The organism is Emticicia oligotrophica DSM 17448 (assembly GCF_000263195.1).
GTDB lineage: Bacteria > Bacteroidota > Bacteroidia > Cytophagales > Spirosomataceae > Emticicia > Emticicia oligotrophica.
Genome location: NC_018748.1, coordinates 1243150 through 1268889, shown reverse-complemented (window position 1 = coordinate 1268889; position 25740 = coordinate 1243150). Strand labels below are relative to the sequence as shown.

Here is a 25740-nt window from a genome sequence, read left to right as displayed (position 1 = left end):
TCAACCTAAAATTCTAAAAATATGAAAACAACGATTATAACTTTCTTTTTTGCTTTAGCTTTGGTCTTTGAAAGTTTAGCAGGAACACTTCGTGGGGCATGGGAAATGCAGCCAGAAAGCAGTGGTTCTACCGAAAGAGCAGTAATGATTGCAACTGAGAATTATCTTTCAATAGCCATTTTTGAGAAAAATCTTTATATCCGTGCCTACGGGGGGACTTATGAAATAAATGAATCAGGGTTAACTTTAACACTCGAATTTAACGACAAAAATCCTGAGAGCGTTGGGACGAAAGTTAGTTATAAATTTACAAGAAAAGACAACGAGTTTACCCTTGAAAATCAGGCAAAAGCTACTTGGAAACGAATTGATACTGGCAATGATGCTCTTTCGGGTAATTGGAGAATTACGGCTCGTGTAGGGCAAGATGGACAAATGACTGAAATGAAGCGTACGGCCAGAAAAACATTGAAAATTTGCTCAGGTACGAGGTTTCAATGGTTTGCAATTAACCCCGAAACTAAGGAATTTTTCGGCACAGGCGGAGGAACATACACCCTCAAAGATGGAAAATATACCGAAACACTTGAGTTTTTTTCAAGAGATAACAGTCGGGTAGGGGCGTCACTGACTTTTGATGCTAAGGTAGAAGCAGATAAATGGTACCATTCGGGTAAAAGCTCTAAAGGCGACCCCGTAAATGAAATTTGGGGAAAAGAAAAATAGCTTTTCCCAAGTATCTTTAGACTTGTTGCAAAGCCGCTTCTGCGGCTTTTTTTACAATTGCTAAGTCGGTTGCCCCTTTAAAGCCACTAAAACCACATGAGATAATAGTTTCATCATCTAATTGAATTGGTTGGCCACCTTCCCAACCCATGAGCTCGGGTAGTGGAATGCCAAAATCTCGATAATTAAGTTTATCGGTGAAAATCAAACGTTCAAATTCACCTGTTTTGTAGCCTGTTATCCAAACTTGCGAGGCTTTTCTATAAGCAACATCGTAGTATCGTCGGCCTTTTAATTTATCATCGCCCCAAATTTTTCCATAAATATTCCCTTCATGGTCAATAATACAAACTGCTACATTTCCTTCACAAATTTCCCAATCAGCTTGGCTACTTTTGTATGTAGGTACTTGAGCAGAAAGATTTTCAAGTATTTGATGAATCATCTGTTGGCGTTTTTGAGGTGTCATTTTAGAAGATATTTAGGAATAACCAATTGAGAAAAAAGGCAGCAATCGTGGCTAATCCGATTGATAAAACATAAGAGCGAATTACGAAGCCATCTGCTTTGAAAATACCAAAAAGGTCTTTGGTAAAACCAAAGTAGGTGATTTCCAGTAAGAATGGTAACAAAATATATAAATGTTGGTAGTTCTGCCCCAGACTGGTGTTTTTGGTAAAATAAAAAATAAGCGAACAACTAATAAAAATCGGAATTATAAAAACCAATTGTATAACAGGAGCAATGCCTACTTTTCTGCCCGCTGTACTACTGGTCACAATCAAAATATTGAAAATGAAAGCTAAAACGGCAATCGCTAAATAGAGGAAGTACATTTTGTGTTTTGGTTAGGATATAATTTATTACTCGCCTCAAATCAATACAATATCGTTGGCATTTGCTACTTCATAATTGATGGTTTTGAGGTTTTCGGCCAACTCAACCGAAGAAACCTTTGTGCGGGCAACGGCTAGCATTTCGCCGTGATTATCGACAATTTCTACAACTTCACCAATCTCAAATTCTCCTTTGATTTTGCGTATGCCAACGGCTAATAAACTACTACGCTTTTGAATGGCTTTGGCTGCACCTGCATCAATTTGTAATGTGCCTACCGCAACGCTTCCGCTGGCCAACCATTTATTTCTTGATGAAAGATTGACTTCTTGTGCCGAAAACTCGCTTCCTGCCTCACCTTTGATTGCTTTTAAGATACCATCTTGCTCTTTCATCCCAAAAATAATCACTTTGATTCCCATTCGAGTGGCGAGTTTCGTAAAAGTTAATTTAGAAGCCATTCCGCCCGAACCAAGTGCCGATTTTGAGTTATCGACCAAGCCAAGAATCTGATTATCAATATTTTCTATTTTACGAATGATGTTTTTGTCTTTATCTAAAAGTCCACCAACCGAAGTACAAATCATCAGTGTTTCTGCTCCGAAACCTGTGGCGATTAATGTCGCCAATTCGTCGTTATCCGAAAATTTTAACTCACGGTTACTCACTACGTCGTTTTCGTTGGCAATCGGAATAATATCGTTTTCCCACAATTCTTGGTAAGTTTCTTTCAACTGCAAAAACTGCTCACGGTTGCCAAAATGTTGACGTTCGCACAAGCTTTGGGCAATCTGAATGCCGTATTGTGAGAAGTATTTCGAGTAAATATTCAACAAAAGTGGGTTTCCGATGGCAGCGGCGGCCTTACGCTCGGCAATTTCGCCCGAATAATTTTTGATAAAATGCTTTCCAGCACCCACCGCACCCGAAGATACCATAACTATCTGATAATCAGCGTGAAGAATGGCCACTTGGCGAGCAATATCAGCAATGATGGTTTCGTCAGGTTCTCCGTTTTTTTGAGTAATCGAAGCCGTTCCGAATTTTAGTATGAGGATAGGTTTTTGAATCATAATGGCAAAGATACGATTTTCAAACTACACAAAAAAAGCCTTGATAATCATTCGACTATCAAGGCTTTTGTGTTTTTGAGATTTAGAAAGAGTCACTAATAAAATTCAGTACTTTCTCTAAAGTCATTTCTTCTGATTCTTCGATTTTATCTTCATTCCCTGCGTGTTTATGGTGTGGGAACGTTCGTTCCCTCAGAGTCTCCGTTTTTCACGGGACTCTGAGGGCATTGGTCTGTCCTACTTAGACATCTTGATAATGGGTTAAAACTACAAGTTCATTTATTTCATTCAAATCATAAAATCTTGCTGATGAATGTTTATATTGTAAATAATCACTTGCTAAATACCATTTACCACTAACTGGATTTTTGTGCATATAATCTAATTTTTGAATGATAAAATTTTGATTAAAACACTCTTTTGCGTCATAACTTTCTTTAAATACTTGATGTAACTTCCCCTTTTTCCCTTCTTTGACTTTTACACCTTCTTCTAATTTTGCCAATAATGTTGTATTGCCTGCATGCTCTAATCTTTTGACTATTTCATACGCCATGAATCGCTTAACATTACTGATAATTTTATAAAGTTCGGGTGCTTCTTTGGGTAAATAAAGCATACAATGCAAATGATTGGGCATGAGTACATAGCCTACTGTTTTTATACCTTGCTCTTGTAAGATTTTGAACCAACAGTAAATATTATCATATAGTTTTGTTTCTTCAAAAAGCGGCAACCACTTATGACAAGTAAATGTTATAAAATAGATTGTTGCTCGTTGGCTCTGCCTTACTTTTACGGCCATGAGTTCTATGTTTTTTTCTTCTATTTACTAATTTGGTTTGCCTGAGCCCCTCGCCCCCCAGAGTCCCCTACGTGCCTTCGGGAGACTCTGGGGGAACTGGAAACTTTGTGCAAATTTTTTACACAAAAAAAGCCTTGATAATCATTAGACTATCAAGGCTTTTAGAAAATGAGTCAGACCCACGGTACAGACTCTATTGATAATTACGCCATTGCGAAAGTACCTTTACTTTCTGCACGTTTACGCTCGTTTTCGTCAAGATAAATCTTACGCATACGAATCGATTTTGGCGTGATTTCTAAGTATTCATCTTTTTGGATATACTCCATGGCATCTTCCAACGAGAAGTTAATTTTTGGAGCAATCTTTACGTTAGTATCTGAACCAGATGCACGCATGTTGGTTAATTGTTTCGCAGTTTGTACGTTCACAACGATGTCGTTCTGACGGTTATGCTCACCAATTACCATACCCATGTAAACCTCTTCACCTGGATCGATAAAGAACGCTCCTCTATCTTGTAATTTATCAATTGAATAAGGAGTTGCTGGACCGTTACCGCTAGCAATCAATGAACCATTTACACGACCAGGAATTGCTCCTTTGAATGGCTCATACGATTTGAAACGGTGGTTCATGATGGCTTCTCCGAAAGTAGCTGTCAATACACTCGAACGCAAACCAATCAAACCACGTGATGGAATATTGAACTCAAGGTGTTGTAAGTCGCCTTTTGGCTCCATAATCAACAATTCACCTTTACGTTGAGTAGCTAATTCGATAACTTTACCAGCGGTTTCTTCTGGAACGTCAACAACCAAAGTTTCGATTGGCTCTAAACGCTCACCGTTTTCGCCTTCTTTGTATAATACTTGTGGTTGACCAACTTGAAGCTCATATCCTTCACGACGCATGGTTTCGATAAGAACTGATAAGTGAAGAATACCACGACCAAATACTAAGAATTTATCTTCAGTATCGCCCGATTGAACTCTCAAAGCAAGGTTTTTCTCAGTTTCTTTCATCAAACGGTCGCGGAGGTGGCGTGATGTTACGAATTTACCTTCTTTTCCGAAGAAAGGAGAGTTGTTAATCGTAAACAACATGTTCATTGTCGGCTCGTCGATTGCAATACGTGGCAATGCCTCTGGATTTTCCATATCAGCGATTGTATCACCGATTTCGAAATCTTCGATACCTGTAATCGCACAAATTTCGCCTGAAGCTACTTCTGTAACTTTTACTTTTCCAAGACCTTCAAATACTTGTAATTCTTTGATTTTGTTTCTTTTGATTGAGCCATCAGCTTTGCAAAGAGCTACTTGCATACCCTCTTTCAAAACACCTCTTGCTACACGACCAATGGCAATACGACCCACAAACGAAGAATAATCAAGTGAAGTAATTTGTAATTGAGCCGAACCTTCTACTACTGGAGATGCTGGAATGTGCTCAATGATAGCATCTAACAATGGAATGATATCAGTTGTTGGTTTTTTGTAGTCAGTACTCATCCAACCTTGTTTTGATGAACCATATAAGCAAGGGAAGTCAAGTTGGTCTTCGGTCGCTTCGAGGTTAAACATCAAATCGAAAACTTGCTCGTGAACTTCGTCTGGGCGACAGTTTTCTTTATCAACTTTATTTACAACAACGATTGGTTTCAACCCTAACTGAAGAGCTTTACCTAATACAAAACGAGTTTGTGGCATTGGTCCTTCAAAGGCATCAACTAATAAAATTACGCCATCGGCTAATTTCAATACACGTTCCACTTCACCACCGAAGTCAGAGTGACCTGGGGTGTCAATGATGTTAATTTTTACGCCATTGTATCTCACCGATACGTTTTTAGAAACGATAGTGATACCACGCTCACGCTCAAGGTCATTATTGTCAAGAATCAAATCACCGAATTCTTGGTTTTCTCTGAAAATTTTTGAAGCGTGAATGATTTTATCAACCAATGTAGTTTTACCGTGGTCAACGTGAGCAATGATGGCGATGTTTCTGATGTTATTCATTAAATGTAATTGTTTAGTTCGTGGCGTCAGCATTTACCCAACGCACGACGGATAAACAATGACGAAGAACAATATTTCTGTAATAAACCGCAAAATTAGTTAATAAAAATGAGAAAACCTTATGTAGTTCAGACAATCCCCTGATTATCAAATTGTTAATAAGAATAGTACAATTATTTTCGAAAAAATGAATAATTACTAATCCAACAGATGTCGATACTTTGTCGTTTTATAACCTTTAACCTAAGTAGTTTGGTAGATTTAGAAGTATTTTAATCTCGGCTAATATTTTTTTATTATAATTTTGTAGCGAAAATTTCAAGACCCTTGTTTATCAGCTAATTACGTTCAGTGAAACATTTATATCTAAAACTAAAAATTCAAACTTCCAAGTTATCATTACTTTGTTTGTTTGTAGTCTTTTGTTCTTTATCGGCCTTTTCCCAAACGTATAATCATGCTTCTGTTTGGTCAAGATTGCTAGTGAGTAAGCAATTTGGTAAATGGACAGTATCGGGTGATGTTGCTTATCGTCGCCAAAATGATTTTCGTTATTCCAAATATAATTTTTTGGCGAAGCCCCTGTTAGATGCTCAGCGTATCACCGTTGGGTATCGTACAAAAAGTTGGTTATTTAATGTAGCTATTAGTCGTTGGCATGCTTATCAAATTTTGGGTAAAGAGGCAGATTTTGTAAAATTACCCACCATTGAGTGGCGATTCACTCCTGGAATAGAGTATTTTAAGAATTTTAATAAATCTACTTTTCAGTGGCGTACACAGTATGAATACCGCTCTTTTGTGGATAGAACTGCTGGGCGTTTCAGACAGCGATTACAGTTTCGACAACCTATTTCTAAAACAAATAGTTTAGTGTTTCTACAAGAAGCTTTATTCGGGGCACCGCCAAATTCTACTAAGAAATATGAACAAAATCAATTAGGAGTTACTTTCAACCATAATTTCACGAAGCACTTAGAGTCGGAGTTAGGTTATCGATATATATTCCGCCGCCGTCGTACATCTGATGAAATAGATAATGAAAATGCTGTCGTGGTAGGTCTCATGTATCGTTTGTAGTTCTACATTAACCACTGCCAACTGAGTTAAAGTCAAAAAAATATAAGAAAAAGCAAATATTTCGTTAGTTAAGATAGTAAAAGTAGATTTACTTTGTTACATTATTTTACTCTATCCAAATCAAATTTATGAAAAAAATCTTTTTGCTTTTTTCACTTGTTCCTGCTGTAGTTTTCGGTCAGACAAAGCCCGTAAAACTCGTGCGTGATGATGCCAATAAGAAAGTGGATGTGTTGGTTGATGGGAAGCCCTTTACTTCATACATCTATCCAGGCCCTGAAGTGCTAAAAAAAGCAGTTTTGTATCCTGTTCGTACTTCTGAAGGCACACTGATTACGCGTGGTTGGCCAATGGACCCACGTCCGGGCGAGCGTATCGACCACCCGCATCATGTAGGAGTATGGTTTAATTATGAAGATGTAAATGGCCATGATTTTTGGAATAACTCAAATACACCTCCTAATCCGAAAGGGGTTTACGGAACAATCGTTCATACAGGTATTAAATCAGTAAAATCAGGTACAAATAAAGGTTCATTAGTAGTTACGGCCGATTGGTTGGATAAAGATGGAAAAATAATGTTGAAAGAAACTACAACTTATATTTTCCAAGGTACTGATAAACAACGCATTACTGACCGTATTACTACTTTAACGGCGGCTGATAAAGAGGTGACCTTCAAAGATGTGAAAGATGGGGCATTTGCTATCCGCTTAGCTCGCCAGCTTGAGCACCCATCAAATAAAGCAGAGGTCTTTACTGATGCAAGTGGTGTAGCTACGAAAGTACCAGTGCTTGATAATACAGGAATTACGGGAAGTTACCGAAACAAAGAAGGAATTGAAGGTGAAGATACTTGGGCAAAACGCTCTGATTGGGTGAACCTTCGTGGTAAAATTGGCGATGAGAAAATTTCAGTAGCTATCATCGACCACCCTAAAAATGTGGGTTATCCAACCTACTGGCACTCACGTGGATATGGGCTTTTCTCTGCAAATCCATTCGGTCAAAAGGTGTTTTCTAATGGTAAAGAAGAACTTAATTTTAAACTTGCTCCAAAACAGTCAACAATCATGCGTTTTCGCTTAGTGGTAACTTCGGGTGAAGTTTCAGATGCAGAAATGAATAAATTAACTGCTGATTTTGCTAAAGTGCAGTGATAATATGGTCTTTAGAAGCGAAAAACGTGGCACATTATTAAAATGTGTCACGTTTTTTCATTATCACACCACGGGCGGTCCGGTCTACATTCCTAAATCGTAATTCGCCTTACGCAATACTCATTGCTAAAATCTGTTCAACAGCTTCAGGGGTAATATCGGCTTTTTCGCCAAAATTGACACCTCTTTCAATGAATCTTTGCTTAATTTTAGCAATAGTTTCTTGATTAACACCATATTCAGAAGCTTTGATTGGTAAGCCCAATGATTCATAAAACGCTCCTGTTTTCTGAATAGCTCCTGCCACTAATTCATCATCCGTACCACTTAAATTCCAAACTCTTTTGGCATATTGAATGAGTTTAGCTCTCTTGTCAACTTCTTTGAATTTTAATAAATGCGGAAGCACAACTGCCAGTGTACGGGCATGGTCAACCCCATGGAATGCCGTAATTTCATGTCCAATTTGGTGAGTTGCCCAATCTTGAGGTACACCTAATCCAATCCAACCATTGAGTGCTACCGTTGCCGCCCACATGAAATTGGCACGAGCTTCGTAGTCAGTAGGATTTTCGAGAGTTTTAGTGGCAACCTCAATGAGTGTTTGTAAAACCGATTCTGCAAAACGGTCTTGGATTTGAGCATCGACAGGGTAGGTCATATACTGTTCCATCACGTGTGTGAAGGCATCAGCAATACCGTTGGCAATTTGTCGTGGAGGCAATGAATAGGTAGTTTCCGGGTCTAGAATTGAAAATTTAGGATAAACCAATGGCCCGCCCATTCCTTTCTTTTCTTGCGTAGATTTCTTGCTAATTACTGCATAGTAGTTCATTTCCGAACCTGTGGCTGGTAATGTAAGCACCGCCCCCAACGGAATGGCTGTTTTATATTTTTCCTTTCCAGTTACAATTTGCCAAGCATCTTCTCCCTCAAAAGGAATAGCGGCAGCAATAAACTTCGTGCCATCGAGTACCGAACCACCACCAACTGCCAACAAAAATGTGATTTGCTCTTGACGCCCAAGCTCAACTGCTTGCATGAGGGTTTCGTAGGTAGGATTGGCTTCAATACCACCAAACTCAACGACGTTTCGGCCTTCGAGAGCTTTTTTTACTTGTTCATAAACACCATTTTGGAAAATGCTTCCACCGCCGTAGGTGAGTAGGATTTTGGCTTCAGTTGGAATTTGCTTGCCTAATTGGGCAATCTGACCTTTGCCGAAAAGTATTTTTACTGGATTTTGATAGACAAAATTATTGAACATTGGTTTTCTGTATGATGATTATATTCATGAAACAAAACAATTTTCAATAAAGTTTGAAGAAATAAGCGTGTCTCTGAATTAGAAATACTTATTTGGTAAATAAGAGTTGCTTATAAAATATGCTTTAAGATTTTTATTTTAATTTATAATCCTTCAATAAACTTTTCTTCGGATTTGATGAGAAATCCTTTTAAATCAATTAAATATAAATAAAAAACTCTATTTTTCGAGCTTTTGATGCTTAACGAAAAATAGAGTTTTCCTAAGCTAATTTATGGTGGAATTAGAATTTGACGATTTTACCAACCCACTGTTTATGGTCATTGGTAACTATAATTTCATAAATTCCAGCACCATATTTCCCAAAAGGAATACTGTTTTGTGCATTTTCATCGTTTAGTATACCTTCCCACAAAACATTACCACTTATATTGATTAAAGTTACTTTAAGAGGGTCAGTGCTACTAGTGATTAGATAAAGTATATCTTGAACAGGATTCGGAAAAGCCACTATTCCTAAAGGGTTGGCATTAAGGTCAATGTCATGGTCATTAGGATGACTATTTGTTACTATTTCATAATATGTTGGTAAGTTATCGTCATGAGGCTCATCCTGACGAATATTAGGAGGAGTGCTTGTTCCTAACGAAATAACTTCTATAGCCGAAACAAGTGGATTATCCAGAATTCTCTGGAATTGAATATTTAGTGTTCCATCGGAAACATAAACGTAGTAGCTTTTTTTCATCGCAACTTTAGTACCCACCAATGCTTTAATATCAAAGCCCGGAGCTACATTATTACCTTCAACAAGGATATTAAATACCCTATTTGCCGAACTAATGCTTTCTATAAAATATAGGTTTAATATATACCAACTCGCATCGTAGTACACAGGGAAATTCCAACGCATGTCATCACCGGTTTGGCTGTCACGTCTGAAGGTCTGAAACACTTGATTTGGTAAACTTGTTTTATTGGTTGTTACGCTACTAGTGCTAGTTGTACTTCCAGCGGCGGTAACATTGGTATACGGTGAAGGATTAGCATTGCTATCTTCTGTAAGTATGCCATTACTATCACCAATAGCTGGTCCTCCAGCGTTGACTCTATACATAGTTTGTTGTCCGGTAGGTATGCTTGCATAAAGGCGAACTTGAATCGTGCGATTAGTTACACCTCCAGTGGTATCAGAAGCCGCAAACGTTACATTGAATGTCATGTTGCTCGATTGTGGAGTAGCACTAAATGTACCAGTTCCATTACCATTATCTTTAAAATTAGCATAAGTAGGAATATTTAAAGCGGCTAGCTTTGGCACTCCACCATCAGGGTCAGAGGCTGAAATATTAAATTTCAATGAGCTACTTGCCGATAAGTTTTTATCACCTATAGGGGTAAAGATTGGTGGATTTACCATTGATTCATAGGCTCCGAGATCATAAAAACCACCATTGGGTCTTTTATTTCCTTCAATATCAGTTGAAAGACTTATAAAATCAGGATTTATTCCAGCATTTATCGCAGGGGAGTTTATAGTAAGATGGAAATCTTTATCACTGAGAAATCCTACGCTGGTTGCACTATTTACTTTCAGATTATTTTTCTCATCAGCAGCTGCACCAAGTCCGTATACTATATATGAATTGATGCTTGATTCTGCCAATATATTATTATATATTCTTTTACTGGTTGTACTACCATAAATTTTCATTAAATCCTGACCAGATTTTACGAAGGTATTATTAGCAATGAGGAGATTATTCGTAGAAAAACGGTCATCGCTAAATAAAGCATTTTGGCCAACACTTTCAACTATATTATTGTATACAGATAGATTACCTAAAGGTTGTACAATCTGAATACCATTACCATTGCCAGATTTAATTTTATTACCGTAGAATTTACCACTTACAGAACCTAATTGCATACCATTATTTTGGAATGCCTCAAAAGGTGAAATACCATAATTGCTAACGGAATTATTATAAACTTCTGCGTCAGGTGCACATGCATACTGAATGCCATCAGCACCCGTATTGACTACGGTATTGTTGTAAATTTTGAGTTTCTCTATCAAGTGGGGGAATACAGTCCTTTTCTGACCACTACAAGTGATGACTTCACCATTGTAGAAACTATTGCCAATGTATAAACCCTCGCCTCCCGTATCATGTACGTAATTATCGTGAATCGAAACATCAGTCATAGTGAAGCTGCTTCTCCAAGTGCTAGGGTCACAATTAGGGTCGGTTTTAATGAGCATACCTGCGAAACCAGTATTTTTTACTTCTACACGCTCAACCTCACAGTTTGTACTCAAACCAGCGATTGAAAGGCCACTAGCAGTAGCTCCAGTTCCAGCGATTAAAAAGCCGTACTGGATGTCAGTACTTCCACTTCCAGTAACCTTGAAATATTTAGAACCTAAGAAGTCTAAAGCTCCGTAGTACTGATTATGAGCAATAGTAACTTGCCCCCCACAGTTTTTAATGATGATAGGTTGAGAAGCAGTACCAATAAAATTGACAAATCTAAGCAGTGAGTAGTTTCCTGCCTGAACGCAGATGACTTCACCTGGTTTAACATTCATTGTTTGGCCATTGTAAATGCCACTGGCCGAAATTGTTCGACTACAGTTACAAGATTGGGCGTTTACACTTGAAATTGTATAGAAAAGGATACCTATCCAAACGGCAATTGTTTTTTTCATAGCAGCGAAATTTTTGTAGCTCGTGCAGTTTAACTAATTAAAAAAAATGTAATAAAGATTTTTACTTTTCGATATTAAGAAATGTTTTTTAACATCACTTTGTAAGGAGATTGTATGATATCGCTCGCGAAGTAGTACGAAGCAAATATAGAATATATAAACCGTAAAAGCAAGTTTTTTAAGCTTTTTATTTTACGTTTTTCACTTTTTCAATGGAAGCTATTTCGCATTAAGTTTTTGGCACTTCCTAAGTAATAAGCGACTACAGAAGCATGATTTTCATAAATTCACACCATGATATTTTGATATGAATTTATGAAGTTTCCATGAGATAGAATATCATTCGGGGATATCCATTCTTATTCGCCATTCTTTGGGCAAATAATTATTCATTCTATCACCAATTACTTTTATGAATCCTAAATTTAAACCTTGATAGCGAGTTAATAGCCAACCGTTTTGAGCGTTCTCTATATTTATATGCTCTTTTTTTAAGAATTTAAGAGCATCTTCTTTTGATAACTCTATCGCAGGTAGTTTTGGTGAAATGGCCGTGCTTAAGGCCAAATCATGACTTGGGATAAAGTCTTCACCTTTAAATTGTCCAATTTCAAAGCCAGACGAACGTTTTTGTAAAGTTCTGAAAAGAGTGGCATATTCATTGGTGAGTTTAGCAGGAATGGCAACAATCGAACCTTCGGGCTTTTCGTAAAATTCAAAGTTTTCTGGTTTTTCTAACCATTTCTTTAATAATTCAACTTTTCTTTGTGGTAAACGATTGAATTTGATTTTACCTCGGGCTTCGGTTTTAGCCCCTTGAGTTTTTTTAAAGACAGCTAAATAAAAACCTTCGCCTTTCGTGCGATGAGGGAAAAACTGATAACCCATACCTTTTTCTACCACTTGCCAGTCGGCTGGTATATTAAGCTTTACTTCTTCAAAATCAGCCGTTTGTGTAAGCCATTTGGCATTTTCTTGATTTTCTTTTTCGTTGTAGGTACAAGTAGAATAACATAAGTACCCATTGGGAGCAACGAGCATAGCTGCTGCTTGTAAAATACGTTTTTGACGTGCTGAGCAAAGCTGCACACTATCAACCGACCATTCGTTTCTTGCTTTTGGGTCTTTTCTGAAAAGACCCTCTCCTGAACACGGAGCATCGGTTAGTACTAAATCGAAAAACCCTTCTAAGTCGATTAATTCTTCTGGGTCATGATTACTTACAATATAGTTTGGGAAACCCCATTTTTCGAGATTTTCTTTTAGAGGAGCAATTCTACTTTTAATCACTTCGTTAGCCACTAATAGGCTATTTTCATTGAGCATAGAAGCTAGAAGCGTGGTTTTTCCCCCGGGTGCGGCACAAAGGTCTAAAACTTTAAGGGGTTGTTTTAAATCTAATGTTTGTTTGATGGCTTCTGCCACAAACATTGAAGAAGCTTCTTGCACATAATACGCTCCCGCATGGAAAGCAGGATCGAGCGTAAAAATTGGTCTTTGAGCTAAATAATGGCCATCTGCATTCCATTTGACAGCCTCAAGTTCTTGGCCAAATAAAGTTTCGGTAGAAAGTTGTTTGTGCGGATTGAGCCTAATGGCTGTTGGAGCTTCTTTTTCAAGACTTTCAGCGAATGCTTGATATTCTTCTACACCTAAAAGGTGTTGCATTTGACTTATAAAATTTTCGGGTAAATTCATCCAATTAATTATTTGTAAAAGGTTGAAGGTTTTCACGCCATCAACTAAGCGAGTGCTTTCTTTTACAAAATTAAGTAAAACCGTTGACTAAATGATGATTATGCTTTATAAGTGATTGCTAAACACCTTTCAGGTTTTAAATTCGTCTTTAAGTTCATTTAAACAAGCCAAGCACAAAAACGTTTCATCATGTTTGACCATTTCTCTGATGTACTGATTTTCTTCGAAGGTCATAGAAATACTTTGGCAGTCGCATTGGTGTATATTATTGGCTTTACATACAAATATTTTTCCACATCTAGGGCAACTACTTGGTGCATGTTTTTCCATTAATCAACATATTTCTTTTTCAATTGCTAGAAAATGAACAAAATCGCCCGCTCGGTTTTGTATCGGAAATATTTCGATTTGGCAATCATATTCTTCTCCATTCTTTCGATAATTTAAGACTTTTGATTTGAAATTTTCAAACTTGGTAAGCTTTTCACGAATGATCTTTCTGTTTTTTTCATTGGTTTTTTCACCCTGAAGCATAGATGGCTTATGTCCTACAATTTCTTCTGCTGAATAACCCGTTAGGTTGGTAAAATTCTTACTCACCCAGATAATTTCTTGGTAAAGATTGGTAATGACTAAGGATTTATTTTCAATTAATAAATTTCTAAAATCAAAATCTATTTGCCACTGGTATTGCTTTTTTAATTGGGCAAGCTGCACGATATCTTCAGCGATTTGAAGTTGTTTAGAAAGTAAGGGGTGGGCAATACTCCAAGACAATAGGGGAGAGTGTACCTTGACACTTTTTTTTCGTGCTTGTATTCCTAAATACTCCATATGATTCGGTTTTTAGTTTTTTCTATGGTAAAAGTAGTTGGGCAACCCAAATGCTTTGTGATAAACCTATACCTTTTAACAACAATAGAGTCAGAAATGTTTTTAGGTAAAAAACACTTTTGATGGGAATATTTTTATCAAGAAGCAAACCCAATAGTAGAATTTCAATAAAAATGTGGCAATGATATTCGAGATAGTTGTCAATTCTTTGGGATAAGCCCCAAACAACAATAAATCTAATACTTTCGGCGGGTAAGAGAGTTAAGATTACTTTTGAGCAAAAGTATTATGAGTGAATCGAAATTGACTGGGCGACCCCGCAAATTTTCAAAAAACTAAACTATTCATTGGTTTTAATGAAATTATTTATCCTTTATTTATATCAAATGCCCTCATAAATTTAAGAACATAATCGAGGTCCTTTGCTGTGGAATTTGAACGGAAATTTTAAATGATTTTTTTTGATATTATAAATCTCTTTCTTTCTTCTAATGCAGTTGAATGATTGTTAAGCAGCTTTTCAAGCTTCTTTTTTATCAATTTGTTTAACGAAGCAAAGGTAAATTTTGTTCGTAAATTCCAAAATTACAAAATATTTCCAAAATATGGAACAAATTAGTGGTATGGCAAAAACTAAAATGTTGATTATCAGTATATTATGTTTTTGGCATTAGTATTGATATAGTATTTAATAGTTAAACGAATTTTTAAAATGGAAAATATATTCATATTTATATGTACTATTTTAGTTTTAAACTTCTGCTTTTATAAAGCTGAAGAAATCTCGTTAAACCCACAAAGTTCAGATGCTACAATTGAATCACCTAAATTTAGTGTTTCAATTCTTAACGGTCTTGACAAAACATTAAAATTTATTCCATTTAGAGTTGTTACTGAGCCAAATGGAGTATTAGAAATAACAAAAGAATTTGGTAACCATATCAAACAATTATCATTCAAAACAGAGAACAGATATATTGGAGACAGTTGATAGAAGTTCCATAGAAAATGAACATTGCTGAGCTATCGAATACTTTTATAGGGAATTATGAAAAATAAAACTCCTTTCTCATTGAAGAAAAAGGAGCTGTAGAAATAGATATTTAATTATATTTATAATTTTACGATTTTATTAACCCAGCGTTTTTGGTCATTATTTACAACAACATCATAAGTACCGGCAGTGTATTGTGCGAAAGGAATACTATTTTGGGTATTTCCATCGTTTAAAGTACCTTCCCACAAGATGTTTCCTCTCATGTTGATTAAAGTAACTTTAAGAGGTTCTGTGGTATTATTAGTATTTAAGTAAAGTACATCTTGAACAGGGTTAGGATAAGTCACTATTTCCACAGGGTTTTCTGTAACTTCAGCAACCTCGTTAGAATAATTGTTGCTTGCAATTTCGTAGTATTCTTGGAAATCATCATTATTAGACTGATTTGAAGTTCTTACACGAGCATTTGGAGGAGTACCTGTTCCCAATGAAACCACTTCTATAGCTGAAACAAGTGGGTTATCTAAAATTCTTTGGAATTGGATATTCATTGCTCCATCAGCTACATAAATATAGTAACTTTTTTTCAAAGCAACTCTAACACCTGCTGCTGCTTTAATATCAAAGTTTGGAGCTACATTATTTCCTTCAACGATGATGTTGAATACTCTATTTGCTGAACTTACACTTTCTATAAAATATAGATTTAACATATACCAACCAGCATCGTAATAAACGGGGAAGTTCCAACGCATATCATCACCAGTTTGGCTATCACGTCTGAAAGTCTGAAATACTTGATTAGGTAAGCCTGTTTGATTAGTTGTTACGCTACTAGTACCACTTACGCTTCCAGCAGCCGTAACGTTTGTATAGTTTGAAGGTTTTGTGTTGCTATCTTCTGTAAGTATGCCATTGTTGTCAGTAAGTCCTTCGCCACCAGCGTTGATTCTATACATAGTTTGCTGGCTAGTTGGTAAACTTGCATAAAGGCGAACTTGAATCGTACGATTACTTACACCACCAGTTGCATCAGAAGCAGTAAATGTTACATTAAATGTAGTATTTGTTGATTGCGGAGTAGCAGTAAATGTGCCAGTTCCATTACCATTATCAGTGAATTTAGCATAAGAAGGAAGGCTCGATGCTGTTAGGCTTGGAGTGCCTCCATCTGGGTCAGATGCCGAAATATTGAATGATAATGCAGTATTTGCAGATAAATTTTTATCGCTAATGGGAGCTAAGATTGGTGGATTTACCATTGATTCATAAGCTCCCATGTCGTAGAAACCACCACTAGGTCTTTGATTTCCTTCAATATCAGTTGAAAGGCTACTAAATTGAGGGTTTATTCCCGTATTTACCGCAGGTGAATTGATTTTAAGATGGAAATCAGTTGAGCTTACAAAGTCTACATTAGCAGTGCTACTTACTTTCAAATTATTTTTTTCATCAGCAGTTGCACCAAGTCCGTATGTTACATATACATTGGTAGCTGATTCTGCTAAAATGTTGTTGTATATCTTTTTTGTACTTGTATTACCATAAATTTTTAAAAGTTCGATTGGAGATTTTACGAAGGTATTATTCGTAATCAATATATTATTAGTTGAACTACGATCATCACTGAATAAAGCACTTTGACCAGCACTTTCAACTACATTATTATATACTGATATATCACCTATCGGTTGTGTAATTTGGATACCATTACCAGTACCAGATTTGATTTTATTACCGTAGAATTTACCACTTACAGCTCCTAATTGGATACCATTGTTTTGAAATGCTTCGAAAGGTGCAATGCCATAATTGCTAATAGAATTATTATAAACCTCTGCTTGAGGAGCACATGAATATTGAAGCCCGTCAGCACCTGTATTAGCAATAATATTATTGTAGATTTTTAATTTCTCTATCAAGTGAGGAAATACAGTGATTGTTTGACCATTACAGGTAATGCTTTTTCCATTGTAGAAGCTACTACCTACGTATAAACCTTCGCCACCAGTATCATGCACGTAATTGTCATGAATCGAAACATCAGTCATAGTGAAGTTGCTTCTCCACGTGCTAGAGTCACAATTAGGGTCGGTTTTAATGAGCATACCTGCGAAGCCAGTATTTTTTACTTCTACACGTTCGATTTCACAGTTTGTACTTAAACCGGCGACTGAAAGGCCACTAGCATTAGCACCAGTTCCAGCGATTAAAAAACCGTACGGAATATTAGCACTTCCACTTCCAGTAACTTTGAAATATTTAGAACCTAAAAAGTCTAAAGCTCCATAATATTGATTGTGAGCAATGGTAACTTGTCCACCGCAGTTTTTAAAGATGATAGGTTGAGACGCAGTTCCGATGAAATTGACAAACCTTAATAGTGAATAGTTTCCAGCTTGAATACAGATGACTTCACCTGGTTGAACATTCATAGTTTGTCCGTTGTAGACACCACTTGCCGAAATTGTTCGGCTACAGTTACAAGATTGTGCGTTTACGCTTGAAATTGTACAGAATAGCATACACATCCCAAAAGCAATTATTTTTTTCATGGCTGTAGAATTTTAGTAGCCCGCGTAGAGCTAACCAATTAGACAATAAAAAATAATTTTTACTTTTTGGAATGAAGCGACATAGCTTGGCTATATTGCTTTAATGGTAGATTATAAGGTATTACTTAATGGGAAGTATGATATAAATGTATAATTCGGATTTTGAAAAAACAAACAAATTGTTGAATTTTTTTTAGAAAAAATATTAATGTAGTGAGCACGATAGGTATTACACAAAAAAAGCTCTTTCCAAATAGTTAGGAAAGAGCCTTTTATATCGTGTTTGCAACTAATCAATTAGATTTGAACTCTCTTGAAAGCTGTGATTTTCAAGCCTTTTACAGTTTTTTCTAATAATTGAGCAATTGTGATAGAGTTATCTTTTACGAATTCTTGGTTCAACAAAGTGTTCTCTTTGTAGAATTTACCCAATTTACCCATTGCAATTTTTTCTAACATCGCTTCTGGTTTGCCTTCTTGACGAGCAACTTCCATACCGATTTCGATTTCTTTTTGTACGATTGCTGGGTCAACATCGTCTTTGTCAAGACCTACTGGCTTCATCGCTGCAATTTGCATCGCTACGTCTTTACCAACTTCAGTCACATCATTACCTTGTGTGTTATCAAACGCAACCAATACACCTAATTTACCAGTTGAGTGAGCATAAGATACTACTTGCTCAGCTTCTACGTGTTGGAACTCAGTGATAACGATTTTCTCACCGATTTTACCTACTAGCTCAACGATACGCTCTTCAACTGTACGGCCATCAGAAGTAGCAAGAGTTAATAAAGTTTCTTTATCTTTAGTATGGTGTTTAACGCCTACTTGTAAAATTTCGTTAGCTAATTCACGGAATGATTCAACTTTAGAAACTGGTTCTGTTTCACAAGCTAAAGCTAAAATTTTAGCACTCTTACCGCTATCGCTTACGTCAATTAATACTACACCTTCGTTTGTTTCGTTATCAGCACGTTTTGCTGCAACTTTTTGTCCAGCTTTACGGAGTATTTCAACTGCTTTGTCGAAGTCGCCTTCAGCTTCTGTCAAAGCTTTTTTACAGTCCATCATACCCGCTCCTGTCATTTGACGGAGTTTGTTTACATCTGCTGCTGTGATATTCATTTTATATTTTTATTAAGTTTGTATTAATACTTTGTCATTTTGAAACAGAACAGCCCAAAACTTTCGCTTCGGGCTATTCTATTTTGAATTATATCATTAGCCTTATATTAAGCTTCTGTTTCTTCTTGTGCAGGGGCAGCTGCTTCTTCTGGAGCAGAAATGATTGCTTTTGCTTCATCAACTGCACGCTTTGCATCTTCTTCTTCTTGTAATGCAGCGTTATCTTTGTCAAGTTTACGCTCCATGATACCTTCTTCGATTGCCTTACCGATAGCCAAAGTGATTAAAGCTACTGATTTGTAAGCATCATCATTTGCTGGGATTGGGTACTCAACCGCTTCAGGGTTAGAGTTAGTATCACAGATAGCGATTACTGGAATACCTAAACGGTGTGCTTCAGCAACTGCAAGGTGTTCACGCTTAACGTCAACGATAAATAATGCAGCTGGAAGTCTTGAAAGGTCAGAAACACCACCTAATAAACGCTCTAATTTGATACGCTCACGGTCTAACATTAGACGCTCACGCTTAGCGATATTTTTAGCAGTAGCTTCGTCTTTCAACATACGCTCTACATTTTGCAATTTCTTCAAAGATTTTTTGATAGTTGCAAAGTTTGTAAGCATACCACCTAACCAACGCTCAGTTACGTATGGCATTTTCAAGCGACGAGCTTCTTCAGAAACGATTTCTTGAGCTTGTTTCTTAGTAGCTACGAACATGATTTTACGGCCAGAACGAACGATACCTTTTACAACTTCTTGTGCATCTTGTAAACAAGCAAGAGTTTTGTTAAGGTCGATGATATGGATTCCGTTTTTCTCCATGAAAATATATGGAGCCATTTTGGGATCCCATTTACGGGTAAGGTGACCAAAGTGTACACCTGCATCTAATAATTCTTTGTATTCTAATTGTGCCATTTGACTAAATTAGTAAAAGGTAAATAATAAATTAAACTACGCAGCACAGCACACCGGACACGATTAAGTGCTGTCTGGACTATAATAATAAATTTGGAAATTTGGCGATTTGGTAATTTGAAAATTCATTATTATCATTTTCAAATCTTCAAATTGACAAATCTCCAAATTAGTATTAACGTTTCGAGAATTGGAATCTCTTACGTGCTTTACGACGACCTGGTTTTTTACGTTCAACCATACGTGCATCACGAGTTAAGAATCCTTCTTTTTTCAACGCTGGACGGTTCTCTGCATTTGCTTCGCACAATGCACGAGAGATTGCCATACGAACAGCTTCAGCTTGTCCAGCAATACCACCACCACTTACGTTTACTTTAAGATCGTATTGACCAGCCGTGCTTGTTGTATTGAACGGTTGATTTAAGATAATTTGAAGAATTTCTGAAGGGAAGTATTCCTTCAAACCTTTTCCATTTATAGAAACTTCACCATTTCCCGCTTTCATATAGATACGAGCTACGGCTGTTTTTCTTCTACCTACTGCGTTGATAACTTGCATTTGTATATAGAAATTTGAAAATATTCTGAGATTAATAAAGAATTCTGATATCGGGAAATTGATTGAATGTTATTTGAGAAAAGTTAGCTTTTAAAATCAAAAAGATAACTAATGACCAATAACAAATTTATCAATTAAGCCAATTCGATTGTTTTTGGTGATTGAGCGGCGTGTGGGTGCTCAGAACCTGCATATACATAAAGATTTGTATATAAACGACGTCCTAAACGACCTTTCGGCAACATACCTTTTACAGCCATTTCAACTACACGACGGCCATCTTTAGCCAAAATTTCACGTGGAGTTGCGAAACGCTGTCCACCTGGATGACCTGTGTGACGGATATAAACTTTGTCAGTCATTTTCTTACCAGTCAAACGGATTTTCTCAGCATTGATAACAATCACGTTGTCACCACAATCTACATGAGGAGTATAGTTTGTTTTGTTCTTACCACGAATAATATTCGCGATTTGGCTACACAAGCGGCCCAATACTTTGTCGGTAGCATCAACAACTACCCATTCTTTATTTACAGTTTGGCTGTTTGCCGCAACTGTCTTGTAACTTAAATGCTTCACTGTTTTTATTTATTTTAAATGTTCGATACGCCATTTTACTGGCGATTTGAAAAAAGCATTTGTCAACTATTTTCAGCTTTCATTCCCAACGATTACGGCTGCTTTTCGATGACCTTTTTCAGAAAGTTATGGGGTGCTGAAACAACACTTAGCCAACTCCGGAACAGTTAACTTCCCTAACTTGATAGCTCCCTCGAACAAACGGGCTACGCTACGAGGGTGGTATTTTGGGGCTGCAAAATTATAGATTTGTTTTGATAAAAGCAATAACTTATGAATTATTTTATCTCTAATTAGTTGATTTCAAGATAAGAACGTAAATTTGTACTTATATCAAGTCGCATTAGGGTTCTTTCATAAAAACTCTTCCTTTATATCCATACCCAAAATCATGAAATATTTTCTTGTAAGCTTACTGTTCATATGCTCCGTTGAAATGGGATATACTCAGTGGAAATCTAACACGTCAACTCCGACTGTAGTTAGTGCTGCCCCTGATTTTCAGTATGCTGTTTTATATTCAATAGATGATAATGCCAATAGCTTTTATGTATGGGCGGATTATCGTGATAACTTGATTGATTTGTATGCTCAGAAGCTAGATGCCAAAGGAACTCCACAATGGACAAAAGATGGTTTAAGAATTGGCCGTATTTTAGATAAATCTACTTTTATTTATACCCCAAAACTCATTAAACCTGATGGCAAAGGTGGAGCGTATATTCTTTGGCATAGATGTATTGATGTAAATAAGACCGACCGCCGAAATTTATATGCACAATATGTTTCTAGTGAAGGGAAAGCACAATGGGCAGCTGATGGGGTGAAAGTAACCGAACAAGAACTTACAAGCGATGATGCTAATGACGGAGTACTGGAGTTGAATGATTTGAAAAATGATAAATTACTAATAACCTTCAATAATTTTAATCGAACTACCAATGATAATGTAGTTTACACAAAAAAACTCAATTATTCAGGTGCGGTTATTGAGGAGGAAACGAAATTGTTGCAAGCCAAAGGTTTGGAAACAAAAGTAATTTACGATGAAAAAAACAGTAAGTTCTTAGCCCTCGTTCGAGACCCTAATGCTGATTATTCTTTCCAAACATTCGATACCAGTAATAAGGAAATCCTTCCACTCACAGCAGCATTACCTAATCCTTTCAACGGCAAATCTCGAATTGATATGTTTAAGGTTGATACTGATGGCAACGCCATTGTGGGAAGAACAATTTCGGGTGAAGACAAAAGAACAGTTTTCGTTCATAAAATAAATAAAGACGGAAAAAACTTATGGGGAATAAGTGGAGTAAATTTAGGGTCAAATTCAACTTTTGATGTACAGATTATACCAACAAGTGATGGTGGTGGTTTTGCCACTTGGATAGAAACTGGTGATAAATCAAGACCTTTTCAGAAAGCTAAAATTAATGCCAATGGCAATATTATTTGGAAAAATGAAGTTTTTACACCTCGTTCGGATAAAGCTTATTTTTTGCCAAATAAACTGATTTCTGATGGTAAAGATGGCGTTTATACGCTTTGGCTGAAACCTAAAGATATTGGGTATGACCTAACCGTTCAGCACTTCGATGCCAATGGCAATCCAAAGTTTGGGGAAGATGGTGTTGCAATCAAAGATTATACATTTTACAGTGATTATAGACTCATGCTTCACCCTAAAAATGGTGGCGTGATTGTGCTATATGGCTGTAATAAAGAAGTAGAAGACGGGCGTGGGGGTTCAGTAGATTTATATACTAATTATTTTACTGAAAATGGTAAATTTGGCTTAGAGGTTCAACCAAGTATTACGCTATCAAATTTGAGCTCAAATAGCTTTTGTGCAGGACAAAGTTTCACGGTTGCCTTCACAACGGCTGATGCAAATTTCAATCTTGATAATAATTTTAGAATATTATTATCAGATAAAACAGGAAGCTTTGATAAAGCCATCGAAATCGGCCGTGACCCTCGCCGCTCGGTTAATGTAAAAACAGCCCAAGATTTAGAAAGCGGAACTTATAAGGTTAAGGTGGTTTCTACTTCACCAATAATTGAAAGTACCAATACGCTAGACATTACCGTTGGTCAAACTCCTCCTCCAGTAATCGCAGCTGATAAGTTATCCATTTGTGCGGGCGGAAACGAGAAAGTAACGCTCACGTCAAGTAGCTGTAAAGATGGCGTGCTAAAATGGTCAAATAGCTCGACAGGTACTACAATTGCCATTTCGCCAGTAGACAATACTACTTATACTGCTACATGTGCGGTTGCGGGCTGTAAAGAAAGTAGTATTTCCAATGCCCTACTGATACAAGCCATTAAATTAGCGGTAACTGCCAGTAATTCTGGGCCTTATTTTGAAGGAGAATTATTGAAGTTGAGCAGCAATGCAACAAGTGGTACGGCTCCTTTGAAATACGAATGGAGTGGGCCTAATGGCTTTGCCGCCAATATTCAAAATCCGAGTATTTTGAATATTGGAATTAATGCTACGGGTACTTATACTGTAAAAGTAACAGATGCTAATAATTGCTTTGGAACTGCCCAAACGGAAATAAAGGTAAGTGCGATTTTGGCAAACGAGCCACTTAGTAAAGCATTAGTTAATGTTTTCCCGAATCCAGTAGCAGAACAGTTGAACGTTTCTTTCGAATTACAACCCAACAAGGCTCTAAACATTACGATTTTAGATAGCCGTGGCCGAATCGTAGAACAAAGAAAAATCAATGCCTTGGGTGGAATTCAGCAAGAGAAATTTGATATTAGAAATTTAGTTGGAGGCCAATACTTCCTTAAAATAAACACTTCAGAGCAAGAAGTTGTTAAGAAGATAATAATTAGTCAGTAGTCCAGATACATGGTTTTATCAATCATGGTCTAAATAAAAATCAAAAATGTCGTTAAAAACTTATTTCTTACAGGTAAAAGAAGTTGTACAAGAAACTTCAGATAGTGTAACTATTTATTTCTGGCATCCTTTAAGTGAGCAAATTAAATACAAAGCAGGTCAGTTCATTACCATTATTGTACCAGCAGGAGAAGGCGGAAAAAAAGTACGTCGTAGCTATTCTATGTCTACTTCACCGCATAGCGATACCTCAATTGGTGTAACCGTGAAGCGTGTAGCTGGTGGGTTGGTATCGAACTACCTCAATGATAAAGTTAAGGTTGGTGATTTCTTAGAAATCATTGAACCGATGGGCAATTTTGTGGTAGAAACAGATGCTGATAATGCTCGACATTTAGTAATGTTTGGAGCAGGTAGTGGAATCACACCTTTGCTTTCAATGGCCAAATCGGTTTTAAAAATGGAGCCAAATTCGAGAGTGAGTCTTGTTTATGGAAATCGTAGCGAAGAGTCGATTATTTTCAAGCAAAAACTCCATGAACTTGAAGCTCAATACGGAAATCGTTTGGTAGTGAGTCATGTTTTGAGTCGCCCTTCAGAGGTATGGGTTGGACAAAAAGGTCGTATTAGTCAAGGTCTAGCTATTCGCTTGATGAAAGAATTTAATACTGATTTTTCGACTGATAACTTCTACATGTGTGGCCCAAATGAAATGATGGAAGATATAATAAAGGGTTTAGAAATATATAATGTACCGAAAAGCCGTATCCACAAAGAAAACTTCCATGCCGCAATAGCAGATGAAGGCGATAACAAAGAAGAGGATGGCGAAACGCTACAAACACAAACTGTGAAGGTAAAATATGAAGGCGAAGAATTTGAGTTTGAAGTAAAACCACATCAAACAATCTTAGAGGCCGCTTTGGAAGAAGATATCGACTTACCGTATTCGTGCCAAGCGGGTATGTGCACGGCATGTATGGGTAAATGTGTAGAAGGAAAAGTGAAAATGGACGAAGAAGAGGGTTTAACTGAAAAAGAAATCAAACAGGGCTTTATTCTTACTTGCGTGGCTCACCCAATGACCAAAGGAGTAGTAATTGAGATTGATTAATTTCTTAGAGACAAATATTTGATTCAAATTAGTGCTATCTGATTTCAGGTAGCACTAATTTTTTTGCATGAATAATAGGTAATAAGTTGATTATCAATTATCATTTCATTATTTTTAATGTCATATTCTATATCAACCTATACTCTTTTTTATGCAAAAACTTTGTTTGGGCTTAGTCATATTGGCTTTCGCCTTTCTGTCGTTTCGTACACCCCCTAAATTTACACCACTTTTTGATGGAAAAACCTTCAAAGGTTGGGAAGGAGATATTGAAAATACTTGGCGAATTGCCGAAGGAGTACTCATAGGTGGATATTTAGATAAAGATGTTCCGCACAATAATTTCCTCTGCACCACACGTAACTACGCTAATTTTATTCTAAAACTCAAAATTAAACTCACAGGAAATAAGGGTTTTATTAACTCCGGCATACAATTTAGAAGCCAAAGATTAAAAGACCCTGCTCATGAAATGACAGGTTATCAGGCCGATTATGGCGAAGGCTACTGGGGAACACTCTACGATGAATCTCGAAGAAACAAAACGATTGCGGGGCAAGACCCTAAGTTTACGCAACAATACATTCGTTTGAATGATTGGAACGATTACGAACTCCGAGCCGAGGGACGCCACATTCAAATATTTATCAATGGTAAACAAACTACTGACTACACAGAGCCTGACCTAACAATTCCACAAACGGGCCTCATTGGATTACAAATTCATGGCGGAGGTGCCGCACAGGTCTTTTTCAAAGATATTCAAATTCAAGAATTGCCATAAACGTACTTTAAGCATACACAAA

At 36.8% G+C, this 25740-nt stretch carries 22 protein-coding genes; 7 read left to right on the top strand and 15 right to left on the bottom strand.

Annotated elements, in window-relative coordinates; genetic code table 11:
- Positions 1 to 21 precede the first annotated feature (21 nt).
- Entirely contained in the window at positions 22 to 726 is a 705-nt protein-coding gene (locus EMTOL_RS05305) for a hypothetical protein (RefSeq protein WP_015028247.1), read from the top strand.
- A 16-nt stretch (positions 727 to 742) separates the two neighbouring features.
- On the opposite strand, the gene EMTOL_RS05300 is transcribed toward EMTOL_RS05305, so the two are convergent.
- From EMTOL_RS05300 to typA, 5 genes are all read right to left on the bottom strand, one after another.
- A complete protein-coding gene (locus tag EMTOL_RS05300; protein WP_015028246.1) occupies positions 743 to 1195 on the bottom strand; it encodes a GlcG/HbpS family heme-binding protein in 453 nt (150 codons plus the stop codon).
- 1 nt (position 1196) lies between these two features.
- Positions 1197 to 1562, bottom strand: a complete 366-nt coding sequence (locus EMTOL_RS05295; protein WP_015028245.1) for a hypothetical protein — start codon at positions 1560 to 1562, stop codon at positions 1197 to 1199.
- A 36-nt stretch (positions 1563 to 1598) separates the two neighbouring features.
- Entirely contained in the window at positions 1599 to 2633 is a 1035-nt protein-coding gene (proB, locus tag EMTOL_RS05290; RefSeq protein ID WP_041693926.1) for a glutamate 5-kinase, read from the bottom strand.
- 244 nt (positions 2634 to 2877) lie between these two features.
- Entirely contained in the window at positions 2878 to 3441 is a 564-nt protein-coding gene (locus EMTOL_RS05285) for a transposase (protein WP_015028243.1), read from the bottom strand.
- A 203-nt stretch (positions 3442 to 3644) separates the two neighbouring features.
- Complete coding sequence (gene typA / locus EMTOL_RS05280; RefSeq protein WP_015028242.1) at positions 3645 to 5465, bottom strand: translational GTPase TypA; 1821 nt, start codon at positions 5463 to 5465, stop codon at positions 3645 to 3647.
- A 351-nt stretch (positions 5466 to 5816) separates the two neighbouring features.
- On the opposite strand from typA, the gene EMTOL_RS05275 reads away from it, so the two are divergent.
- Positions 5817 to 6545 carry a DUF2490 domain-containing protein gene (locus EMTOL_RS05275; RefSeq protein ID WP_015028241.1) on the top strand — a complete coding sequence of 243 codons (729 nt, stop codon included), beginning with the start codon at positions 5817 to 5819 and terminating at the stop codon, positions 6543 to 6545.
- Positions 6546 to 6673: 128 nt separating this feature from the next.
- Complete coding sequence (locus EMTOL_RS05270) at positions 6674 to 7705, top strand: DUF6807 domain-containing protein (protein ID WP_015028240.1); 1032 nt, start codon at positions 6674 to 6676, stop codon at positions 7703 to 7705.
- 109 nt (positions 7706 to 7814) lie between these two features.
- Here the strand turns inward: EMTOL_RS05270 and EMTOL_RS05265 are convergent, their stop codons facing one another.
- From EMTOL_RS05265 to EMTOL_RS21675, 5 genes are all read right to left on the bottom strand, one after another.
- Positions 7815 to 8972 (bottom strand): iron-containing alcohol dehydrogenase, encoded by a 1158-nt coding sequence (locus EMTOL_RS05265; protein WP_015028239.1) that lies wholly within the window; start codon positions 8970 to 8972, stop codon positions 7815 to 7817.
- A 283-nt stretch (positions 8973 to 9255) separates the two neighbouring features.
- Entirely contained in the window at positions 9256 to 11685 is a 2430-nt protein-coding gene (locus EMTOL_RS05260) for a malectin domain-containing carbohydrate-binding protein (protein WP_015028238.1), read from the bottom strand.
- Between the two features lie 339 nt (positions 11686 to 12024).
- A complete protein-coding gene (locus EMTOL_RS05255) occupies positions 12025 to 13383 on the bottom strand; it encodes a methyltransferase RsmF C-terminal domain-like protein (RefSeq protein WP_015028237.1) in 1359 nt (452 codons plus the stop codon).
- 129 nt (positions 13384 to 13512) lie between these two features.
- Positions 13513 to 13713: a cysteine-rich CWC family protein gene (locus tag EMTOL_RS22625; protein WP_015028236.1), complete on the bottom strand. Its 201-nt coding sequence runs from the start codon at positions 13711 to 13713 to the stop codon at positions 13513 to 13515.
- A 3-nt stretch (positions 13714 to 13716) separates the two neighbouring features.
- Entirely contained in the window at positions 13717 to 14217 is a 501-nt protein-coding gene (locus tag EMTOL_RS21675) for a PAS domain-containing protein (protein WP_015028235.1), read from the bottom strand.
- A gap of 712 nt (positions 14218 to 14929) precedes the next feature.
- Here EMTOL_RS21675 and EMTOL_RS05240 point away from each other — a divergent pair.
- Positions 14930 to 15208: a hypothetical protein gene (locus EMTOL_RS05240; protein ID WP_015028234.1), complete on the top strand. Its 279-nt coding sequence runs from the start codon at positions 14930 to 14932 to the stop codon at positions 15206 to 15208.
- A gap of 122 nt (positions 15209 to 15330) precedes the next feature.
- Here EMTOL_RS05240 and EMTOL_RS05235 read toward each other — a convergent pair whose 3' ends face one another.
- The 5 genes from EMTOL_RS05235 to rplM form a co-directional block, all read right to left on the bottom strand.
- Positions 15331 to 17769, bottom strand: coding sequence for a malectin domain-containing carbohydrate-binding protein (locus EMTOL_RS05235; RefSeq protein ID WP_015028233.1), 2439 nt, complete (start codon positions 17767 to 17769; stop codon positions 15331 to 15333).
- Between the two features lie 297 nt (positions 17770 to 18066).
- Positions 18067 to 18897, bottom strand: a complete 831-nt coding sequence (tsf, locus tag EMTOL_RS05230; protein WP_015028232.1) for a translation elongation factor Ts — start codon at positions 18895 to 18897, stop codon at positions 18067 to 18069.
- 107 nt (positions 18898 to 19004) lie between these two features.
- On the bottom strand, positions 19005 to 19820 hold the full coding sequence (gene rpsB, locus EMTOL_RS05225; protein ID WP_015028231.1) for a 30S ribosomal protein S2: 816 nt from the start codon (positions 19818 to 19820) through the stop codon (positions 19005 to 19007).
- Between the two features lie 175 nt (positions 19821 to 19995).
- Positions 19996 to 20382 (bottom strand): 30S ribosomal protein S9, encoded by a 387-nt coding sequence (gene rpsI, locus EMTOL_RS05220; protein WP_015028230.1) that lies wholly within the window; start codon positions 20380 to 20382, stop codon positions 19996 to 19998.
- A 134-nt stretch (positions 20383 to 20516) separates the two neighbouring features.
- Complete coding sequence (gene rplM, locus EMTOL_RS05215) at positions 20517 to 20963, bottom strand: 50S ribosomal protein L13 (protein ID WP_015028229.1); 447 nt, start codon at positions 20961 to 20963, stop codon at positions 20517 to 20519.
- Between the two features lie 391 nt (positions 20964 to 21354).
- On the opposite strand from rplM, the gene EMTOL_RS05210 reads away from it, so the two are divergent.
- The 3 genes from EMTOL_RS05210 (at position 21355) to EMTOL_RS05200 (ending at position 25718) form a co-directional block, all read left to right on the top strand.
- Positions 21355 to 23820, top strand: coding sequence for a T9SS type A sorting domain-containing protein (locus tag EMTOL_RS05210; RefSeq protein ID WP_085938384.1), 2466 nt, complete (start codon positions 21355 to 21357; stop codon positions 23818 to 23820).
- Between the two features lie 46 nt (positions 23821 to 23866).
- Positions 23867 to 24934, top strand: a complete 1068-nt coding sequence (locus EMTOL_RS05205) for a ferredoxin--NADP reductase (protein WP_015028227.1) — start codon at positions 23867 to 23869, stop codon at positions 24932 to 24934.
- A gap of 151 nt (positions 24935 to 25085) precedes the next feature.
- Positions 25086 to 25718 carry a 3-keto-disaccharide hydrolase gene (locus EMTOL_RS05200; RefSeq protein ID WP_015028226.1) on the top strand — a complete coding sequence of 211 codons (633 nt, stop codon included), beginning with the start codon at positions 25086 to 25088 and terminating at the stop codon, positions 25716 to 25718.
- Positions 25719 to 25740: the final 22 nt, after the last annotated feature.

Excerpts from the sequence above, each read along its gene's own strand:
- EMTOL_RS05305 (WP_015028247.1), top strand. The coding sequence starts at position 22 with ATGAAAACAACGATTATAACTTTCTTTTTTGCTTTAGCTTTGGTCTTT.
- EMTOL_RS05300 (WP_015028246.1), bottom strand. The coding sequence starts at position 1,195 with ATGACACCTCAAAAACGCCAACAGATGATTCATCAAATACTTGAAAAT.
- EMTOL_RS05295 (WP_015028245.1), bottom strand. The coding sequence starts at position 1,562 with ATGTACTTCCTCTATTTAGCGATTGCCGTTTTAGCTTTCATTTTCAAT.
- EMTOL_RS05285 (WP_015028243.1), bottom strand. The coding sequence starts at position 3,441 with ATGGCCGTAAAAGTAAGGCAGAGCCAACGAGCAACAATCTATTTTATA.
- typA (WP_015028242.1), bottom strand. The coding sequence starts at position 5,465 with ATGAATAACATCAGAAACATCGCCATCATTGCTCACGTTGACCACGGT.
- EMTOL_RS05270 (WP_015028240.1), top strand. The coding sequence starts at position 6,674 with ATGAAAAAAATCTTTTTGCTTTTTTCACTTGTTCCTGCTGTAGTTTTC.
- EMTOL_RS05265 (WP_015028239.1), bottom strand. The coding sequence starts at position 8,972 with ATGTTCAATAATTTTGTCTATCAAAATCCAGTAAAAATACTTTTCGGC.
- EMTOL_RS05260 (WP_015028238.1), bottom strand. The coding sequence starts at position 11,685 with ATGAAAAAAACAATTGCCGTTTGGATAGGTATCCTTTTCTATACAATT.
- EMTOL_RS05255 (WP_015028237.1), bottom strand. The coding sequence starts at position 13,383 with ATGAATTTACCCGAAAATTTTATAAGTCAAATGCAACACCTTTTAGGT.
- EMTOL_RS22625 (WP_015028236.1), bottom strand. The coding sequence starts at position 13,713 with ATGGAAAAACATGCACCAAGTAGTTGCCCTAGATGTGGAAAAATATTT.
- EMTOL_RS21675 (WP_015028235.1), bottom strand. The coding sequence starts at position 14,217 with ATGGAGTATTTAGGAATACAAGCACGAAAAAAAAGTGTCAAGGTACAC.
- EMTOL_RS05240 (WP_015028234.1), top strand. The coding sequence starts at position 14,930 with ATGGAAAATATATTCATATTTATATGTACTATTTTAGTTTTAAACTTC.
- EMTOL_RS05235 (WP_015028233.1), bottom strand. The coding sequence starts at position 17,769 with ATGAAAAAAATAATTGCTTTTGGGATGTGTATGCTATTCTGTACAATT.
- tsf (WP_015028232.1), bottom strand. The coding sequence starts at position 18,897 with ATGAATATCACAGCAGCAGATGTAAACAAACTCCGTCAAATGACAGGA.
- rpsB (WP_015028231.1), bottom strand. The coding sequence starts at position 19,820 with ATGGCACAATTAGAATACAAAGAATTATTAGATGCAGGTGTACACTTT.
- rpsI (WP_015028230.1), bottom strand. The coding sequence starts at position 20,382 with ATGCAAGTTATCAACGCAGTAGGTAGAAGAAAAACAGCCGTAGCTCGT.
- EMTOL_RS05210 (WP_085938384.1), top strand. The coding sequence starts at position 21,355 with ATGAAATATTTTCTTGTAAGCTTACTGTTCATATGCTCCGTTGAAATG.
- EMTOL_RS05205 (WP_015028227.1), top strand. The coding sequence starts at position 23,867 with ATGTCGTTAAAAACTTATTTCTTACAGGTAAAAGAAGTTGTACAAGAA.
- EMTOL_RS05200 (WP_015028226.1), top strand. The coding sequence starts at position 25,086 with ATGCAAAAACTTTGTTTGGGCTTAGTCATATTGGCTTTCGCCTTTCTG.